Here is an 18,540-nt window from a genome sequence, read left to right on the forward strand (position 1 = left end):
TTATGAACATGAACAGATTGAACAATAGAGCAAAAACGAAAAGAAACATGGTGAAATCTCTGGCAGCCTTCTGTGTGGGGCTGCTCGCCTTCGGCTTCGCCTCGTGCGATGATGAGCTGGATGTCATGCAAGCCTACCCGTTCACGGTGGAAACAATGCCCGTGCCGAAGGAGCTGGCAAAGGGTGAAACGGCGGAAATCCGCTGCGAGCTGGTGCGTGAGGGCGAGTTTGACGGGGCGGTCTATACCATCCGATATTTCCAGTTTGACGGCGAAGGTACGCTGAAGCTCGACAACGGGCTGGTGTTCCAGCCCAACGACCGTTACCTGCTGGAGAACGAGAAGTTCCGCCTGTACTACACATCGGAGTGTGACGAGTCACAGAGCCTGACCATTACGGTGGAGGACAATTTCGGGAACTCTTTTGAATGGGAAGTGGAGTTCAACAACGACACGGACATGGATGAGGTTCCGTCCGGAAACGATACGCTGAATACGGTGAAAGGAGGTGTCTATCAGTAAGTCAGGAATGAAACGGCTGTTTGCAGTGGCAGTGCTGGCGGTTGCTTTCTCCGCCAGCCTGCCCGCGCAAGGTACGGATGAAACGGCTGCATCGTTCCACGATGAGCCGAAGGCTGAATTAGCCGTCGAGCTGATTAAGAAATACGAGGGACTCCATGACCGTTCTGATTATCCGTACTACGGTTACGGACATTGTAAACTTCCGGGAGAGGAACTGTCCTACGATATGACGGAGGCGGAAGCGGAAGAACTGCTCCGCAAGGACTTGGCAGAGCGTTATAAGTTGTTCCGCAAATATAAAAAAGATGCCCTGCTCCTGACCGTTCTTAGCTACAATGTGGGGCACGGGACTCTGCTCGGCTACGGTAAACGTCCGAAAAGCCGTCTGGTGAAAAAGTTGGAAGCGGGCGACCGGAACATTTATATGGAATACATATCCTACTGCCACTACAAGGGTCGGAAAATCCGCTCGATAGAGCGGCGACGGAAAATGGAATTTCTGCTGCTGTATGAGAAGTAACGCAAAGGGAGAGCTTCACACAAATGGTGGGGTCTCCCTTTGTCATTTTCCGGAAAGGTTTTGCTTTGCTCCGGGAAAAGACCTAATTTTGTATCACTTTTTTTGAAACTGAAAAACAATCATGGAAAATTATATGGCAAAAGCAGCGGATGCCTTTCTGACAGGGCGTCCGTATGGCATACGTCTTGACTTCAAACATAAGGGCTTCGCTCTTTTCAACTACAACATGAACGAGCTTGGCAACCATCTTCCCGGCAGACTGGAAACGCTTCCGCTGGAGGATTTTGACGTGGAGGATATTCCGCTGTGTGGGGAACGTATTGTCCGAAAGGAAAACATAACGGACATCTTCTTCTATGACGAGAAGAGCAACCCGTATTCGGACAACCGTGTGGATATGAAGAAACTGAAAGCATACAACAAATATATCTATCCGCTTGCACTTATTCTGAATAGAAATCTGTAAGATGGAACTCAAAAAGACTTCCATCAGTGGAAGTCTTTTTGGATTAAAATATTTGTCAGGTTATGCTACGATAATGTCACAATATACGGTCTGTTACGCGTAATCTGAAAAGCGAATTTTATATCCGTTTCAATTCCTGACATTTCTTTAGCCTGACATAAATCTTCATTCACTTTGATACAAACCTCTGCCTTTCCGCTACTTTCAAATTCCATCTGCAAGGTTGTTTCGGAAAAATCCAGTTTTTTCCAGCCAAAAGAAACAACAAGAGTTTCATACAGACTTCTAAACTGATTTTCTGTCAGACTGACTGATCCCAATGTAAGTAATACCCAATACTTTGCCATATACATTTTTATTTTCCAAAATAAGTAAAAACACATTATAAATCAAAGACAAAGGGACAAAAAAAGACTTCCGTCAGTGGAAGTCTTTGGAACAGCGGTTTCTTTGCTACTTTCTTTGTCCGCCTTCTGCTCACCGAAAGAAAGTAGGGCGGCTCTCGCCGCCTCTGCCTAAAGTCGGGTGTAAAGTCCCGTTACATCCGTGAAAATCTGCTGGAGCATATCAAAGTACACTCCCTCGTATTTGGCTATCTCCTTGACCTTGATGTCCGCATACTTCGTCAGTGACTGACGATAGAAATACATGGTGTATGTATCCGTATCCTCGTCCAATATGATTTTCAGTCTGTTGGCTGACGTCTTGTTCCTTGCAAGGCTCATTTGTAGTCCGTTGCCCAAATTGATATAGTTACGGCTTCCCGTCATGACGGTAAATCCATGACCGCCCAACTGCTGTAAGATTGTATTCGCTATCATCTGTATATGAATTTAAGTTATTGCCAATGGGTGGCTTTTGCCACCCGATTTTTTATACATTCATGCTCTGCCTTATATGTTCCAATGTGCGCTCGGCAATGGGTCGTGTTTCCTCCGTCCAAAGGTCATAGTCATGTACGGATATTCCCACACTCTGCAAGTCACGGATATAGCCGGACACATAATCTCCCGTAGGGAGGTAAACGAACTGCATCCATGCGTCCCTGCTGTCTGTCAATATAAAATAGTATTTCATGCTCTTTCTGTTTTATGGGTTATCTGTTTCGGGTGCGGGCGGTATTGTGTACCGCCACACCTTTAGTATTCTTTCACTTCGGCAATGGGGGTATATTTTCTGAGCCATTCCACCACATGCACCATGTTGTATTCGGAAGTGATGACTGCCGTATGTTCGTTTATCGGGGTCATTCTTGTACTTTCGTAGCTCTCTATCCACTCCTTTAGTGTTGCCACATCACAAGTATCGGTACACATCATATCCAAAATTCCGATAGGGTCGCTGAATGTCACAATCAAAGTATCATAGTATGCTGTCATAATCTGTCCTCCTTTCCTTTTATCCATTCGTCACGCAGTTGTCTGCACTCCTCCAATGTCGGTCTCACGCAGGAGAAAAGTTCTCCGTCCGTGTGTCGGTAATCATATTGGAAAAGGGTTGTTCTTTTCCGTCTGATAGTCGTTTGGTACTTTTCGTACTTCTCAGTACCTGCCGTTTGGCAGGTACTCACTCCGTTGATGGTCATTCTTGTTGTCATGGTCATTTCCTTTTAATGGTTATCTTTCCTATTTCTTTTTCGGGGTGGGTATCGAAATCCCAGTCCACTTCTTCATCATCCAATGTGGTGTGAATGTTTCCGCCCATTACCAAACCGCACTCTTTCATTACGAGTTCTCTTGCTTTCGTTCTGCTATCGGCTTCTACCTCGAACACTCCCGAAAATACAAATCTTGTATTTACTACATATTTTGCCATATCTGTATCGGTTAAAATTCAACAATCAGCAGTCGGTTCTCCATTACCTTTTCAGGGTCGGTTATCATCCTTTGGGCTACCCAAAGGTGATGTGCTCCGAAGCCGTAGGCGAACAGCCTTCCGAAGTTCTCGTTTTCTGAAAGTTTCGCCATTGAATTGCGGATTTCCGTTTCGCTAAAACTCAAGGACAAGGTGTTTATCAGACTGACAAAGATGTCGGTTACTTTCTCGTCCCATAATATCAGTATGTTTTCTATCTTTATTTCCATATCATGTATATTTTGAAGTCTATAAATCAAGCACTCATCCGCTTGCGGATAAGTTCGGCATTGCTCTCTACAAGGCTGATGATGCGGTCGTGGTATTCGGTATTGGAATTACATACACCTCTGCTCTGTACCACCTTGAATGTTGTCAGTGAAACCTCTACCGTTTCAATGCGTTTGCCGTCAATGGTTGCGGATAGGATAAGGGAGTCTGTCCTCTTGTGATAGCTTCCCACACAATGGTGCATCAGTTTTCCTTCAAGTTGCATTTCCGCTACACTCTCAATGACCTTTACAAGAATAAGGTTGTCGGTAAACACAAGTCCGAAAAACTTGCCTTTGGACTTCAGATAATTCTTTTCGTCCTTGACCAACTGCTCCCTGCGTTGCTCCGCTCTTTCCCTTTCAATCTGTTCTTCACGTTTTCTGACAAGTCGGTCATGTGCCTTTTTCAAGTCTGTCGGACAAACATATTTTGGGCAGTGGGTGTCTTTCCCGAAATGTCGGAGCAGTCTTACAAGGTCACACCACATGGAGGCATCTGCAATATGATAGCCGTTTCGGATACAGATTTTTATGGAGTTCCAATATTCATGCAAATTGACATTTGAAATGACGGCATATCTGAACATTTCTGTCTGTCCCGCTTTAAGCAATGTTTCCTTTTTGCTGTCCGTCAGAATGGCGGTAAAAAATTCGTATGGGGTCAGTTTGTGGAATGCTCCCTTGAAGCCGTTCCGCCTTAATTCGGGAATGATGCGCATTGCCGGATAAGTCTTGTATGCGTCTATGTTGTATGCTTTCAGCATCTTGTTGCTGCGCAATTCCATATCGCTCCATTCAGTCCAAAGGTCATAGTACATCGTGTGCATGGCTCTCAGTCGGGCAATAACCTCGGTCTTTCCGTTTGGGGCAATCCACCACTGCACCACCTCCCGAATGGAATACTCTGCCTTTTGTCCCACCTTGCATATTACACTTACCATAAAGTAGCGCAACACTTGATAGCCTTTTCGGGTCGTAATGATTTCATAATATGCGCTGTCCCTGAAAACTCTCTTTCGGGTATCAAGCATTTCAAGTTCCTTTCCGCAATGGGGACAGCTACAGCCACATATAGTTTCCGCAAGAGTGTGTCCGCCTTTCCAACGATGTCCACATTCCGAACAAGTGATAGTTCCGCCTTTTGTGCGGTAGGCATGATGCTTGAAGCAATGTTCAAAAGCGTATGCTTTCTGCTTGTCTGTCAGTTCGGGCAGTCCGCTTGACAAACGGACTACCTCTTTCTGTATGCGTGTTCTCGGTTTCATATCAAAAATCAAATAATGAGGGTTGGACTTGGGTTTCTTTTTTCGCTGTCGGCTTGTTGCGGTTCTGTAGCTTTTGGAGTTCCATCTGCTGATATTGAGCAACAGCCTTTCTCCTTGCTTCCTGCTTTTCCTCTTCTGTCAGTTCCACCACATGGTTTACAACTACTTGACATTGTATAGGCTTGCCTACTTCAATCTCGTTTTCATCGTAATAGTGAATGGCTTGTCCGTAAATCTCTCCGTCTGAAAAGCCGTTGCAACCGCTTTTCTGCACATAGTTCAGAATGTATGTGACACAATCGTCTATGTTCTTGGCTGGGTTGCGGTATCTTTTGGCGAATAGTTCATCTTCCGCTGCTCTCTGTTCCAAAAACATCTGTATGGTTCGTTTGAAATGGTCTGTTGTCTTCATATCGTCAGTCGTTTTAATCAGTTATACATTTTTCCGTTTTCAAGAAACTCGTACTTGTTGGCTTCGCAACTTTCCTCAAAACATTCCTCGCTGCATTGATATTCCATATCGTCACGGCACGACTTGAAAAAGCTGTCAAGGCACTTGTCCATAAGGTCATACAAGGTTGTATCAGTGTCTGGGGAGTTTAGAAAGTGATATATGGGTTTCAGAATGTCCTCATCTGCACAATAGCCTGTCAGTACGCAACTGCTGTCCGTCAGTACCCGACTTTTACGCTGTTTCTTAAAGTTGCCTTTGAGGTAATAGGTTCTCGGCTTGAATAGGGTATGCCAATAATTATTGACCAAGTATTTCAGAAGCCGAATACCACTCAGTTCTTCTTCCTCTGCGCTGTATTGTGAGGTAAAGCGATAGGAGTACTTGCAAGTGTCGTAACTCCAATCGGTCACTTTGATATTGAAGATGCGCTCAAAGGCATCCAGCGTGTTACGGTTGTCGCTGCTCCATGGATACTCAAATGTGGACAACCATTCCGAATAGGCGGTTTCCCTCGCTGCTGTTGAAAGTTCAGCTAATAGAAAGATGTTGTATGTTTTTGTTATCGTTCTCATATCGTTGTCTTTTAGATTGTTTGTTTCAGTATCTCTCGCCAATAGATTGGCTCTACCTCGCTCAGCAGGAAGTCCATAAAGTCCCTCCGTGCGTCCTTGCACAACTCTCTGTATAGTTCTCGGAATGTGCTGAAATTGCCGTTGATGTAGGTCTCCACCATATACTCGAAGATGTTGTCCACTTCGTAATACCTGCATTGCTGAAATGCGCTCTTGCTGTGTCTTTTTCTTTTCATATCCTTTGATTTTTAGATTGTCAGTAACCAAACCGTTAAGGCGATTAAGCCTACAAGTGATGCGATGGTGATGAGTATGCCGAACAGGAAGTTTAACACACCAAGCAGAGTTTCCACTGCAATGCCTACCACCAAACCTCCGACACAAATGGCAATGCCCGATGCTGCCGTTACCATTACGGACAATGCTTTCCACAATGCCTTTCCGATGTCGTTTAATGTCATTACCATATCTTCCATTTTTTTAGATTGTTACTCGTTTCATTCGGATTGGGAGGGTCGGGGCGAGTCCTTTTTCTTTTCGTCTCTCCGTATGTCCGAAGTTTCCTTGTGCCGTCTTCGACCGCATCGGTCGTTTTCGTTTCGGGGGCTTCTCAAAGGTTAGGGAGTAGGATTAGCAAATTTTTTCGACAAAATACTACCCCTGAAAGGGCGTGGAGATTTTTCGACAAAAAATTTGTGTTCCTAATCCCGTCTTTACCTTTGCCCCAGCAACGAAAATGACACGCTGATGCCGTCTTGAAGGCGGCATGGAAACGTAGGCATACATGGAGAGGCGAAAAGGAAAATGGAGCGGATGGAATGGCGCAACGCGCCACGGGAAGAGACAAAGCGCGGCGCAACAATAAAGGGTGAAAGCTGTGCTTTCCTGTCGCCGTGACGGAAGTTCTGTAACCGTCATTGTCATGCGTGCATGGCTTGCGGTTGCAGATGTTCCTCCGGCAGTATATTGCCGGAATACGGGCTTGTCAGACATTGCCCTGTGTGACAATGGCAGGCAAGCCGGTTTGAAGGCAGGAGAAACAGGGAAAGCCGAAAATTGTCGCAAACGCAGAGGCACGCTTGCCGTGTCCTTCATCCGGTGGTATTTTCGGCTATATGATAATGGTAAAATAAAAACTGACAATAACGGTTTTGAGCGTCCGGCACAAGTATATAAAAAGAGATGCCCACGATGATGGCAGTGTCATTTGTGACATTGTGATCATCGTGGGCATTTCTTTGCTTGTGCCTTTTCTGAAATCGGCTTCCGTACATCTGACGGTAGCTGTTTTCAGAAGGAGAAAAAGTAATTGAAAAATGTGTTTGGAAATTCGTGAAAATGAGTAAAGTTTTGTACCTTTGCAAAGAGTAAGAAAGTTCTTTCGCTTGACGCAAAATGAGGTAGAATATAGAAGTTCGCTGGTTTCTAAACCGTTAACACCCATGTTTAGTTCCTGTGTTAATTATCTAATATTTAGACAGATATAATTTTTATTATGTCTTGCTGCATGATAAGTCAAATTCTTTTTAATACCACAGACATCACCGATTTCTTTTAAGTAACTATTCATCTTCTGATTGGATAATATAGGAAGAAGTTTACCATCTTTCGTTCTTCCTCTATACTTTTCAATAATCATAGCCGGAATATCGAGCAGCAAAATATTACTTGGGACTTTTGTCTTCTGACGTGTAGTCATTATCCATCGTTTACCATTAAGTGTGACTATATTGTCTTGTGTTAGATTTGCGACATCGATGTATGCCAAACCACAGAAGCACGAAAAAATAAAAATGTCCCTTACAGCTTCAAGTCGTGCTGTCGGAAATTCCTTTTCCATGATACATTTTATTTCTTCATCTGTAAGGAAACCTCGGTCAACATATTCCAATTGGAAATGATGATTCATAAACGGATCATGAGTAATCAAGTCTTTCTTTTGAGCATCCCTAACAACTGTCTTAAAGAACTTCAACAATTTGGTTGCAGTATTGATTTTAAGATTAGCAACAGAACGTAGATAAGTTTCAAAATCATTGATAACCTGATGTGTCAGTTCTTTTGGCATCAAGTCTTTACGTCTATACTTATATCGCAAGAAATTCTCAAAATGACGTTTGGTTCCTGAATATTTGTGATAGGTGGCTTTTGCTTTGATTGTTCCTACCTGCGCCTGCAGTTCTTTTAAATAATCATCATAGAATTCAAGAAAGGTAATTTTTGCCTTATCCTTCCCAAGAAAAAAATTCTTTATTTTTTCAAGAGTAAGGTCTGCATCACTCTCATGGCGCTTAAAGATTTCCTGGAAAGATGTAGATATTTCATCCAATTGAGCATTGACAACCAATGCCTCCTGAGTACGCCCTTTCATTCGGCTTGTTGAATTACACCACAATTTTTTATCCACATAGATACCGGATGAACCTACATTAAGCATTTCTTTGTTTAAATAGATTCTGATCATCAAAGGAGATTTACCACTTTTGTTCTCGTAATTGGAGCGTACATAGAACGACACTTTAAAAATCATTCTCATAATAACTAATCATTTTTTAGTGTAGCAATTTTGCCACAAAGTTCGACATAATTTATTATGAATAAGTGATTTATAAGGCGTCAATTTGGCTATCTTTTGACCGTCACTGCTACATTTTTTTGCCAAAAATGCGAGGTCATTTTCTGTAGCAGAGAATTCAAGATGGTATTCATCTCAAATTTTCTGCTACATTTTTGTGACAGCAAAATTTCTGTAGCAGAAATTGTAGCAGAAATTGACTAAGATATGACTGCCAACCGATGCTGGATGGCCTTCACCTTGAAACAAAAATATACGAAAAAAGCACCGTAATCAATTGATATACGGTGCTTTGACTCCTTGAGTGAAGGTTTAATTGAATACCTTCCTTTAGTCTCGTTGCGGAAGCTGGGGGATTCGAACCCCCGGTACGGTTACCCGTACGGCAGTTTAGCAAACTGCTGGTTTCAGCCACTCACCCAAACTTCCAGTAGCTGATGTAGCGCATACGGGAATCGAACCCGTGTTTCAGCCGTGAGAGGGCCGCGTCCTAGGCCACTAGACGAAAGCGCCATATTCTTTTCCGAAAAGAAGCGGAAGCTGGGGGATTCGAACCCCCGGTACGGTTACCCGTACGGCAGTTTAGCAAACTGCTGGTTTCAGCCACTCACCCAAACTTCCAGACTTTTTTGGGGAAACACATTTTCTCTCAAATGCGGTGCAAAGATAGAGTGACTTTTTGAGTTGTGCAAACTTTTATAGACTTTTTTTCATAAAGTATCCACGCCCACTTTTTTAAACTAAACACCATACGTTTTTGTAATTAATACAAATTAATACTATACCACAAAATAGGTATTGTGCGGCACAAGCTTTTTCGCTACCTTTGCACACGGTTTAAAGAAACCAGATTCACATAACTTTTTAATATTTCAATTTATGGCAATGAATTTTAAAGAAGGTCGTTGGAACCATGAAATCAACGTCACCGATTTCGTAAAGACAAACATCACGCCTTACGAAGGCGACGCTTCATTCCTGGTGGGTCCGACCGAACGCACAAAAGCTGTTTGGAACAAATGCCTGGAAGCGCTAGCCGAAGAACGTGCAAACAACGGCGTACGCTCTCTTGACCCATCTACCGTATCAACCATCACTTCTTTCGCACCTGGATACATCGACAAGGAAAATGAAGTTATTGTAGGCTTGCAAACAGACGAAGTTTTACGTCGTGCCATCAAACCTTTCGGAGGTATCAAAGTGGTAGAAAAAGCTTGCCGCGAAAACGGTGTAGAAGTTGACCCTAAAGTAAAAGACATTTTTACACATTACCGTAAAACACATAACGACGGAGTATTCGATGCATACACAGAAGAAATCCGTTCTTTCCGCTCACTGGGATTCTTGACAGGACTCCCCGACAACTATGCACGCGGACGCATCATCGGTGATTATCGTCGTCTGGCGCTTTATGGACTGGACCGTCTGATTGAAGCCAAACAAAACGACCTGCGTCACTTGACAGGCCCGATGACAGATGCCCGTATCCGCCTACGCGAAGAAGTGGCAGAACAAATCAAAGCCCTGAAGGAAATCAAGATAATGGGCGAACAATACGGCCTCGAATTAGGACGTCCGGCACTGAATGCACAAGAAGCCGTACAATGGGTATACATGGCCTACCTGGCAGCTGTAAAGGAACAAGATGGTGCAGCCATGTCATTGGGTAATGTTTCTTCCTTCCTGGATATCTATATTGAGTATGATATGGCTCACGGCCTTTTGGACGAAGCTCATGCACAGGAACTGATTGACCAGTTCGTTATCAAGTTGCGCATGGTACGTCATTTACGTATGCAAGCCTATACTGATATCTTTGCAGGCGACCCGACTTGGGTGACAGAGTCTATCGGCGGACGTTTCAATGACGGACGCACCAAAGTCACCAAGACTTCTTTCCGCTTTTTGCAGACACTCTACAACCTTGGTCCTTCACCAGAACCGAACTTGACTGTACTGTGGAGTCCGGAACTGCCGGAAGGATTTAAGAACTTCTGCGCACAGGTTTCTATCGACACGTCTTCTATACAATATGAGAATGACGATTTGATGCGTGAAGTCCGCAATTCAGACGACTATGGCATCGCTTGCTGTGTTTCTTACCAGGATATCGGCCGACACATCCAATTCTTCGGTGCACGTTGCAACCTCGCCAAAGCTTTGCTGCTGGCCATCAACGGTGGACGTTGCGAAAACACAGGAACCCTGATGGTAAAAGACATTCCGGCATTGACCAGCGACGTACTGAATTTTGAAGAAGTATTGGCCAACTATAAGAAAGTATTGAAAGAAATGGCCCGTGTATATAATGAAGCCATGAACATCATTCACTACATGCACGACAAGTACTACTACGAAAAGGCACAGATGGCATTCGTAGACACTGATCCGGCCATCAACCTGGCCTACGGTGTAGCAGGTATGTCTATCGCTGTGGATTCACTTTCTGCCATCAAATATGCCAAAGTAACCGCCCGCCGCAACGACATCGGCTTGACAGAAGGTTTCGACATTGAAGGAGAATTCCCCTGCTTCGGTAACGACGATGATCGTGTAGACCACTTGGCTGTCGACCTGATTTACTACTTCGACGAAGAATTGAAGAAATTGCCGGTCTACAAGAATGCCAAACCTACCCTGTCTATCCTGACCATTACTTCCAATGTGATGTACGGAAAGAAAACAGGTGCTACTCCCGACGGACGTGCCAAAGGCGTGGCATTTGCACCGGGGGCCAATCCGATGCATGGACGTGACAAGAACGGTGCCATTGCTTCTTTGAGCTCTGTAGCCAAATTGCGCTATCGTGATTCACAGGACGGCATCAGTAACACGTTCTCTATTGTTCCGAAGTCATTGGGAGTAGATATGGAAAACCGTATCGAAAATCTCGTTACAATGATGGACGGTTACTTTGTGAAAGGTGCACACCACTTGAACGTGAACGTTTTGAACCGGGAAATGCTGGAAGACGCAATGGAACATCCGGAAAAATATCCGCAGTTGACCATCCGCGTATCAGGTTATGCCGTGAACTTCATCAAACTGAGTCGTGAGCACCAGTTGGAAGTGATTTCACGCAGCTTCCACGAACGCATGTAATTGAAACTAAAAAGTATATTTACTTTAGACACAGGTTACCCCGGCATGATCAAGGGGTAGCTTGTGTCTATTATTTTTATTCACCCCATGATTAGAGTACATTCATACGAATCACTAGGTACATACGACGGACCAGGGATACGCCTGGTCGTATTCCTGCAAGGCTGTAACTTCCGGTGCCTGTATTGTGCCAATCCGGACACCATTGATGCCAAAGGAGAAAGTAAGGAAACAGCTCCAGAAGAAATTCTCAAAATGGCCGTAAGCCAGAAACCTTTCTTCGGGAAAAAAGGAGGTATCACTTTCAGCGGTGGAGAACCCACCTTCCAAGCTAAAGCCCTGATACCTTTGTTCCGCATGCTGAAAGAAGAGGGTATCCATATCTGCATAGATACCAATGGAGGAATCTGGAATGAAGATGTAAAAGAGCTTCTTTCACTGGCCGACCTTGTGCTGCTGGATGTCAAAGAATTCAATGATACACGCCACAAGGTCCTCACCTCCAGAAGTAATGCACAGACCTTGAAAACAGCCGCCTGGCTCGAAGAAAACCAAAAGCCTTTCTGGCTACGCTATGTGCTGGTTCAAGGTTACAGTTACTTCAAAGAAGACATCGAAGCATTGGGAGAACATTTTAAGGACTATCGCATGATAGAACGGGTAGAGATACTCCCCTACCATACCTTGGGCGTACACAAGTACGAAGCCATGAAGATGGACTATAAACTGAAAGACGTAAAACTGAATACCCAAACACAATTAGACGAAGCCAAACAACTGTTTGACAAGTACTTCAAGACCGTGTATGTAAATTAATCTCTTTTTTTCAAAAATATTTTGTCATTTCGTGCAGTATTCCCAGCCACATTCCATTTATTAGTCAGAAAAAGAAATTTAGACGCTAATATGAAAAGAATATGGTTAGTGAATAGTACCGAGATGGAAAAAGAGAAAGCAAAAAGAATCTCCAGTAAGCAACTGGAAGCCAAGATTACAGCTTTTACCATCTTATTGGCGGTAATCGTCATGAATATATTGTGGTGGACAGGTACACAATTCTTGGAGTGGAGCCACAACCACAATATGACAAAAGCTGCAAAACCAGCCATTCAAACTATGCAGCAAAAGTAACCCTTCTTTGAATCGAAGGTAAAAAAAAGTTCCAGCGTCTTTGCGAAGACATTGGAACTTTTTCTTTTATCAACTTAACCGCCTCACACTAGCAGCACAGTCAGTTCACGGGCTCCATGGGCTCCTAAAACCAACGCCTGCTCAATATCGGCAGTCTTTGAAGGTCCCGAAATAAATACGCCATAACCATATTCGCCTGTATCTGTATTCTGATAAGCCTCATGCATATTATTGACCAGATTCTTCCGGTCGAGCAAAAGAATCAACGCCTCAGAAATGAAATACACCGCACGCTGTTCCACATCCTGCTCCACCCAGACGGCTCCATTTTCACAAACACCGATGCGTCCACGTACCACGGCCAGATCGGTTCCATCCAAGTCTGCCGATGCAGCCACCTCGTCCGGATGGAAAGTAGCACACGTAATCTCTTCCAAATTGGAGGCAATACGTTTGGCGTCCGGATACAATTTGCGAATCAAATCATTTATATCTTCACCGTCCTTTACCTCCACGACACGTCCACCGACTTCCGCTACCACTTTAGTGAACTGTGCCACCGGATTGGCATACGTTATCGCTTCCTGTTCCAAGGCAGACAAATCGGGTTTCTCATAACGCACCCGCGTATTCCGACGGATGTTCTGCAATATATCTTCTCTACTACTCATGACTCCTTATTTTACTTTACCCTTTTTCCACATCTCATTAAAGCTTTCTTTGGCAAACTGAGGCATATCATGTTCTTTACCCCAATCATTCAAACCGTTATATATAAGTGCATGCGGGAATGAGTTCACCCACGACGCCCGTGCCAATGCAAAATTGAACAAGGCCGGATGTTCCATCAGTACTTTCATACCTCCCGACATGGTCCGTTTAGACGAACTGGCCACTCCCAAATCGTCCAACTTCTGCCGCCAACGGTAAATCTGGTCGGCCAAGTCCACTTTTGCCGGACACACATTCTGACAAGAATAGCACAAAGAGCACGCCGATACGTTGTCATAATAATGCAAAGGAGCTTTCAGCATACCCAGATTGATGCCGATAGGCCCCGGAATAAAATACGTATACGAATATCCTCCCGAACGACGATATACCGGACACGTGTTCATGCACGCCCCACAACGCAGACAGTTCAATGTCTTCACATGCTCCTGATCGGCCAGAATGTTACTGCGTCCGTTGTCCACAATAATGATATGCAATTCTCCTCCCTTACGCGGCTTGCGGTAATGAGAAGTATAAGTAGTAATCGGCTGTCCCGTACCGGAACGTGCCAGCAGTCGGGTAAATACCCCCAATGCTTCTCGGTCGGGAACAATTTTCTCCAGTCCGAAAGCGGCAATCTGCAACTTGGGCTGTGAAGTTCCCATGTCGGCGTTTCCCTCATTGGTACATACCACAAACTCACCCGTAGAAGCTACGGCAAAGTTGGCACCGGTCATGGCTGCCTCTGCCTCCAGGAACTTATGACGCAAATTCTTACGAGCTGCATGTGTCAGATAAGTCTGATCATTGTTTCCGGGTTCCGTGCCCATCTCCTTTACAAACAGTTCACCGATTTCTTCCTTCTTGATGTGGATGGCCGGCACCACAATGTGACTCGGCTTCTTGTGCATGAGCTGGAGAATCCGTTCACCCAAGTCACTTTCCACCACGTCAATTCCTTTTTGAATCAAGAATTCATTCAATCCACACTCCTCAGCCAGCATGGACTTGCTCTTGATGAAGCGATGCACATTATGTCCGTGCAAGATATTATAGATAATGGCACAATACTCATCCGCATCCTTTGCCCAATATACATGTGCTCCATTTGCCTGGGCATTCTTCTCGAACTCCTGCAAAAGCAAGTCAAGATGACTGTTGCTATACATTTTAATGGCAGAAGCCATATCACGCAAATGCTCCCATTCCGGTACTTCCCGGCTGATTTTATCACGTTTGGCACGCATCATCCACAATGTCTGGTCGTGCCAGGCTGCCAGTTCCTTGTTTTCCTGAAACTTCTCGGCAGCTTTTGAATGTTTCGTACTCATAATCCTGCTGCTAAAACTTCTACAATATGAATGGTCTTGATGGGTAATTTTTCCCGGGAAATAATCCCGTTCTGATGCATCAGGCAAGAACTGTCTGCCCCTACAATGTATTCGGCTCCCGTATCGATGTGACGCTGCACCTTGTCACGCCCCATCTGACCGGAGACGGCATGTTCCTCCACAGCAAACATACCGCCAAAACCGCAACATTCATCCGGACGTTCCGGTTCCACGACCTCAATATCTTTCACCAACGACAACAAATCGCGAAGCTTATTATAATAAGGTATATTCAACTCACTGGGAGAAGAAAGATGCATCAGGCGGACCCCATGACAACTGTTCTGAATACTCACCTTATGAGGAAAGGAAGCCTGCAAGGAGGTAGGCTTCACCACATCATGAATGAACTCACAAATATCATAAATTTTTTCTTCACTGGCACAACGGTGCGACTCTTTCGCCAACAGGTTACCATAATGGTCACGCACAAACACCACGCAACTGGCCGAAGGGCCTACAATGTAATCATATTGTTCAAAAAGACGGTCAAAACGACGGGCCAACTCCACAGACTCTTCCTCAAACCCCGCATTCGCCATCGGTTGTCCGCAGCAAGTCTGATCCAACGGATAATCGACATCTACCCCCAGACTTTTCAGTAACTTAAAAGAAGCTACTCCCACCTGTGGATAAACGGCATTGATATAACAGGGAATAAACAATCCTACTTTCATATATCTAAATCAGTTATTAGTCTTCTTTCGAGCAAAAGTAAAAGGTTTTCTTCGGATATAAAAATTTTCCTTTGCATTTTGAACAGGTTTTAAAAACGAACAACAAACTGTTACAAATGCGTGCGCCCCGCGAATCACTTCGCAGGGCGCACCCAACTAATAACTAACTTCTTTTACTTTTGTGGTTTACGTAATTTCTACACTACTGTCCACTAAAAATGGACAAGGTTAAAAATTAAATAAATTCGGTTCACTTGAATCATATCGGTCTTTGACATTTTTGAAATTCGATTTGTCGAACAAGTCACTGAGATGTGTTTTGTCGGTCAGAGAGATTCCGAGAATTTGGAGAACTTCATAGACGCTGCGTTCTAATTTCATATCGTGTTGGACTATTGCTACCAAACAGTAAGTAATTATCGCACAATAGATTTGTATGCGTACTGCGTTTTCCGATGTTCCCCAAAACTTCTTAATCCTGAGGTGTTGTTTTATCCATTTGAAGAACAGCTCAACACTCCATCTGTTTCGATAAAGCGATGATATTAACTCCGCAGATGCGTCAAGATTGTTCGTCAGGAAGATGTATCGTGTACCGTCTTCAGGATTCTCAACGATGAGTTTTCTAAGTTCCTCGGGGTAATCCTTAGAACTTTTATAAACCGTAAAGCATCCGATTACATCCGAAACTACACCTTCCGGCAATCTTCGTTTCCAGGTTTTAGGCTTGATCCGTACGTTTGTTTTGGCTCGTACAACGAAGAAAGCACCTATACGATTTATCGTATTAAGATTGCTGAAATCGTTATATCCGCGGTCGAATATGTAGTGCGCTCCAGATTCGTATGGTATCTCAGACATAACCTTTGAATCGTGAATGTTGGCAGGTGTAATATGCACAAATGCAGGTACTTCCGCTTCAACATCATAGAGCGTATGCAACTTTATTCCACCTTTATGTTTGCGAAATTTAGCCCATTCAAACACCGACAGGCACAAATCAACCGTTGTAGAGTCAAATGCGTAAACATGACCGTCAAGTTCGAATATTTTATTGATTCTACGCTTGCGGGCCTCGGCAATCATGAATGTTGCATACTCCTCGAAAATACGGTAATCACGTTGCTCATTAGCCTTACTGAGATTGCTTCGTGTTACAGATTTCCCGATTCCGAGATGGTAGAGTTTCCCAGCGTGTGCTTCCATAGCCACAACCAGATCTCGGAGGCTCTCTCGATTGGATAGCTGACCGAACATCATCGTAAGCAACTGATTCCAACAGGTATAGCTTTTGATATACTTGTTGCCATTGTATTTCTTCACAATGTATTTGAATTTCTCGTAATCAAGAAATTTAACTAATTGAGAGAAAACGTACTCGTCTTTAAACATAACGGTCTGATTTTGACCACAAAGTTAAATTCAAGTCTCGGGAATCTAAAATTGCCTATAACAAATTGAATTTCAATAATTTCAAAGAACTTCTATGTTTTTTTAGTGGACACTAATGTAATTTCTATATGACTAACACTGCAAAGATACGGGAATCCGCTTTTCCGGACAATACCTAAAATTGGGTATTTTAGAATCTGTCCAAATAGCAAAATTCACTTATAAGTTCATTTTCACTTCACCAAGTTCCACCAGTTTGTTTACAATGGCATAAATGGTCAATCCGGCTGCCGAGTGGATTTGCAGCTTCCTCGTGATGTTCCTGCGATGCGTAATAACCGTATGTACAGAGATATACAATTTCTCAGCAATCTCCTTGTTGGTCATTCCTCGAACCACACAGCCCACAATTTCCTTTTCCCGCTGACTCAATGAATCCTGATCACTGTCCTCTTCTTCCGCCATGTTCATCAGCTGAGAAATCTTGTGCGACAATGAATCCACATCATCAAACAACCCTACAGAATCATCATAACCTTTCAACTGGCTGACATCCACCATCGTATAAATCAATGATACAAACTTCATCGACTGCTCGGCATATTCCTGCTTGAAAGCAGCCACATCAAACCATCCCCCAAACTGAGGATTTATCACCAATACTTGAGGCCTGTGCGCCTCCATGCAATGCCGCAACCCCTCTTCCGAAGAAATTTCAATGACCTGCACCGACAAATCAGGCAGACGTCTCAACACAGACACCAGTCCGCTACGGACAATCATCGACTTTTCAGCCACAGCAATGTATATTGTTTCTTGCGGTTTCATTTTATCTCCTTTTCAAGCTCCATAATGGCGGGCACAAAAATATAATCTTCCACCCGGTTGTGTGAAGCCAAATCTTCCTCACAACTAAAAATATCGAACAGCGTGGCATTCAACAGCTGATTGTCACCGCCCGACGGATAATATTTGATAATGATGTTCTTCAGTTCTGTCAGTTTGGAGTTTATCTGGTCGTGACGGCGGGCAAACACCCCGATACTATAGTCCGGCAAGCGCTCTCCCTTCAGCAAATGCTCCACATACGTAAAGACCTTTTCATTTTCATATTCCATGTGCTTCCGTACTTCATGCACATACGCATCAAAAAATTTGACAATGAGAAAAGCCACTTCATTTTCCGAAGAACAATCGATGGCTTCAATCAGTTTCCGGCGGATGGTAGGCAGCTGAAAATCCAGAAAATAGGAATGTGCCCGCTTCAGATACTCCATCAAGGCCGGAATGGAAAGCCCGTTCAAATGGTCATGAATATGGTTGCTCTCCTCACCGAGAAAGTTCACTACAATTAAAAACGTATTGCAGTCCACATTGTTCATCGCGCAGACTTCCTGCACCGACTTGTCACCAAATCCCAGCGAAACGCCAAAGCGGCTCAACACTTGCAAGAGCGCATAGTTCTCGCATATCAGGTCACTCATTTTGTCCGTGGGTTTATACATCCGGGTCGTATTGTTACACATAAATATCGTATTCATCATTTTACGTGGCAAAATAAAGAAATCCAGTCAAAAACCACAATCACTATTTTTAGGTATATTCCTGCACTTTTTGACCTTTCAGACAAAGAT

25 protein-coding genes and 3 tRNA genes are annotated in these 18,540 nt (G+C 43.9%); 6 read left to right on the plus strand and 22 right to left on the minus strand.

All coding sequences use genetic code 11. The features are described from left to right. Window positions 1–2: 2 nt before the first annotated feature. The 3 genes from OIM59_RS12240 to OIM59_RS12250 all read left to right on the plus strand — a co-directional run bounded on the left by OIM59_RS12240 (window position 3) and on the right by OIM59_RS12250 (window position 1,507). Window positions 3–521 (plus strand): DUF3872 domain-containing protein, encoded by a 519-nt coding sequence (locus OIM59_RS12240; RefSeq protein ID WP_303896982.1) that lies wholly within the window; start codon window positions 3–5, stop codon window positions 519–521. 7 nt (window positions 522–528) lie between these two features. Next, window positions 529–1,041: a lysozyme gene (locus tag OIM59_RS12245; protein ID WP_303896983.1), complete on the plus strand. Its 513-nt coding sequence runs from the start codon at window positions 529–531 to the stop codon at window positions 1,039–1,041. A gap of 121 nt (window positions 1,042–1,162) precedes the next feature. Beyond that, a complete protein-coding gene (locus OIM59_RS12250) occupies window positions 1,163–1,507 on the plus strand; it encodes a hypothetical protein (RefSeq protein WP_303896984.1) in 345 nt (114 codons plus the stop codon). A 65-nt stretch (window positions 1,508–1,572) separates the two neighbouring features. Here OIM59_RS12250 and OIM59_RS12255 read toward each other — a convergent pair whose 3' ends face one another. From OIM59_RS12255 to OIM59_RS12330, 16 genes are all read right to left on the minus strand, one after another. Then, on the minus strand, window positions 1,573–1,854 hold the full coding sequence (locus OIM59_RS12255) for a hypothetical protein (protein ID WP_303896985.1): 282 nt from the start codon (window positions 1,852–1,854) through the stop codon (window positions 1,573–1,575). A 168-nt stretch (window positions 1,855–2,022) separates the two neighbouring features. Further along, entirely contained in the window at window positions 2,023–2,328 is a 306-nt protein-coding gene (locus tag OIM59_RS12260) for a hypothetical protein (protein WP_303896986.1), read from the minus strand. A 52-nt stretch (window positions 2,329–2,380) separates the two neighbouring features. After that, the gene (locus OIM59_RS12265) at window positions 2,381–2,584 is read right to left on the minus strand and encodes a hypothetical protein (RefSeq protein WP_021908424.1); all 204 of its coding nucleotides are present in this window, start codon (window positions 2,582–2,584) and stop codon (window positions 2,381–2,383) included. Between the two features lie 62 nt (window positions 2,585–2,646). Next, a complete protein-coding gene (locus OIM59_RS12270; protein ID WP_303896989.1) occupies window positions 2,647–2,886 on the minus strand; it encodes a hypothetical protein in 240 nt (79 codons plus the stop codon). Further along, complete coding sequence (locus tag OIM59_RS12275; RefSeq protein ID WP_249081760.1) at window positions 2,883–3,104, minus strand: DUF3873 domain-containing protein; 222 nt, start codon at window positions 3,102–3,104, stop codon at window positions 2,883–2,885. Before OIM59_RS12275 ends, OIM59_RS12270 begins: the two co-directional genes overlap by 4 nt. Window positions 3,105–3,106: 2 nt before the next feature. Further along, window positions 3,107–3,322 carry a hypothetical protein gene (locus OIM59_RS12280; protein ID WP_072541306.1) on the minus strand — a complete coding sequence of 72 codons (216 nt, stop codon included), beginning with the start codon at window positions 3,320–3,322 and terminating at the stop codon, window positions 3,107–3,109. A gap of 11 nt (window positions 3,323–3,333) precedes the next feature. Next, entirely contained in the window at window positions 3,334–3,591 is a 258-nt protein-coding gene (locus OIM59_RS12285) for a hypothetical protein (RefSeq protein WP_005650240.1), read from the minus strand. 26 nt (window positions 3,592–3,617) lie between these two features. Continuing rightward, window positions 3,618–4,898 (minus strand): PcfJ domain-containing protein, encoded by a 1,281-nt coding sequence (locus OIM59_RS12290; protein ID WP_303896992.1) that lies wholly within the window; start codon window positions 4,896–4,898, stop codon window positions 3,618–3,620. A gap of 1 nt (window position 4,899) precedes the next feature. Next, window positions 4,900–5,310 (minus strand): PcfK-like family protein, encoded by a 411-nt coding sequence (locus OIM59_RS12295; RefSeq protein WP_195204418.1) that lies wholly within the window; start codon window positions 5,308–5,310, stop codon window positions 4,900–4,902. Between the two features lie 17 nt (window positions 5,311–5,327). Then, entirely contained in the window at window positions 5,328–5,924 is a 597-nt protein-coding gene (locus tag OIM59_RS12300) for a hypothetical protein (protein WP_303896995.1), read from the minus strand. A gap of 11 nt (window positions 5,925–5,935) precedes the next feature. Next, complete coding sequence (locus tag OIM59_RS12305; protein WP_303896997.1) at window positions 5,936–6,160, minus strand: hypothetical protein; 225 nt, start codon at window positions 6,158–6,160, stop codon at window positions 5,936–5,938. Between the two features lie 12 nt (window positions 6,161–6,172). After that, window positions 6,173–6,391, minus strand: a complete 219-nt coding sequence (locus tag OIM59_RS12310) for a hypothetical protein (protein WP_182430975.1) — start codon at window positions 6,389–6,391, stop codon at window positions 6,173–6,175. Window positions 6,392–7,386: 995 nt separating this feature from the next. Next, complete coding sequence (locus OIM59_RS12315) at window positions 7,387–8,460, minus strand: site-specific integrase (protein ID WP_303896999.1); 1,074 nt, start codon at window positions 8,458–8,460, stop codon at window positions 7,387–7,389. Window positions 8,461–8,841: 381 nt separating this feature from the next. Next, window positions 8,842–8,928 (minus strand) — tRNA-Ser (locus OIM59_RS12320). An 11-nt stretch (window positions 8,929–8,939) separates the two neighbouring features. Next, window positions 8,940–9,012: transfer RNA gene (locus OIM59_RS12325), tRNA-Glu, on the minus strand. Window positions 9,013–9,033: 21 nt separating this feature from the next. Then, window positions 9,034–9,120: transfer RNA gene (locus OIM59_RS12330), tRNA-Ser, on the minus strand. 258 nt (window positions 9,121–9,378) lie between these two features. On the opposite strand from OIM59_RS12330, the gene pflB reads away from it, so the two are divergent. From pflB to OIM59_RS12345, 3 genes are all read left to right on the plus strand, one after another. Beyond that, complete coding sequence (gene pflB / locus OIM59_RS12335; RefSeq protein ID WP_299169820.1) at window positions 9,379–11,601, plus strand: formate C-acetyltransferase; 2,223 nt, start codon at window positions 9,379–9,381, stop codon at window positions 11,599–11,601. A gap of 87 nt (window positions 11,602–11,688) precedes the next feature. After that, entirely contained in the window at window positions 11,689–12,417 is a 729-nt protein-coding gene (gene pflA / locus OIM59_RS12340) for a pyruvate formate-lyase-activating protein (protein ID WP_299169818.1), read from the plus strand. Window positions 12,418–12,507: 90 nt separating this feature from the next. Next, entirely contained in the window at window positions 12,508–12,732 is a 225-nt protein-coding gene (locus OIM59_RS12345) for a hypothetical protein (RefSeq protein ID WP_299169816.1), read from the plus strand. Between the two features lie 83 nt (window positions 12,733–12,815). Here the strand turns inward: OIM59_RS12345 and OIM59_RS12350 are convergent, their stop codons facing one another. The 6 genes from OIM59_RS12350 to OIM59_RS12375 form a co-directional block, all read right to left on the minus strand. After that, on the minus strand, window positions 12,816–13,403 hold the full coding sequence (locus OIM59_RS12350) for an LUD domain-containing protein (protein ID WP_299169814.1): 588 nt from the start codon (window positions 13,401–13,403) through the stop codon (window positions 12,816–12,818). Window positions 13,404–13,409: 6 nt separating this feature from the next. After that, the gene (locus OIM59_RS12355) at window positions 13,410–14,777 is read right to left on the minus strand and encodes a lactate utilization protein B (RefSeq protein ID WP_299169812.1); all 1,368 of its coding nucleotides are present in this window, start codon (window positions 14,775–14,777) and stop codon (window positions 13,410–13,412) included. After that, window positions 14,774–15,514, minus strand: coding sequence for a (Fe-S)-binding protein (locus tag OIM59_RS12360; protein ID WP_299169810.1), 741 nt, complete (start codon window positions 15,512–15,514; stop codon window positions 14,774–14,776). The genes OIM59_RS12355 and OIM59_RS12360 overlap by 4 nt, the downstream gene beginning before the upstream one ends. A 228-nt stretch (window positions 15,515–15,742) precedes the next feature. Beyond that, the gene (locus tag OIM59_RS12365; RefSeq protein ID WP_303895795.1) at window positions 15,743–16,906 is read right to left on the minus strand and encodes an IS4 family transposase; all 1,164 of its coding nucleotides are present in this window, start codon (window positions 16,904–16,906) and stop codon (window positions 15,743–15,745) included. Between the two features lie 219 nt (window positions 16,907–17,125). Continuing rightward, on the minus strand, window positions 17,126–17,734 hold the full coding sequence (locus OIM59_RS12370) for a response regulator transcription factor (protein ID WP_299169808.1): 609 nt from the start codon (window positions 17,732–17,734) through the stop codon (window positions 17,126–17,128). After that, entirely contained in the window at window positions 17,731–18,411 is a 681-nt protein-coding gene (locus OIM59_RS12375; RefSeq protein WP_299169830.1) for a hemerythrin domain-containing protein, read from the minus strand. Before OIM59_RS12375 ends, OIM59_RS12370 begins: the two co-directional genes overlap by 4 nt. Window positions 18,412–18,540: the final 129 nt, after the last annotated feature.

The sequence above is a fragment of the Bacteroides mediterraneensis genome (genome assembly GCF_025993685.1).
Lineage (GTDB): Bacteria > Bacteroidota > Bacteroidia > Bacteroidales > Bacteroidaceae > Phocaeicola > Phocaeicola mediterraneensis_A.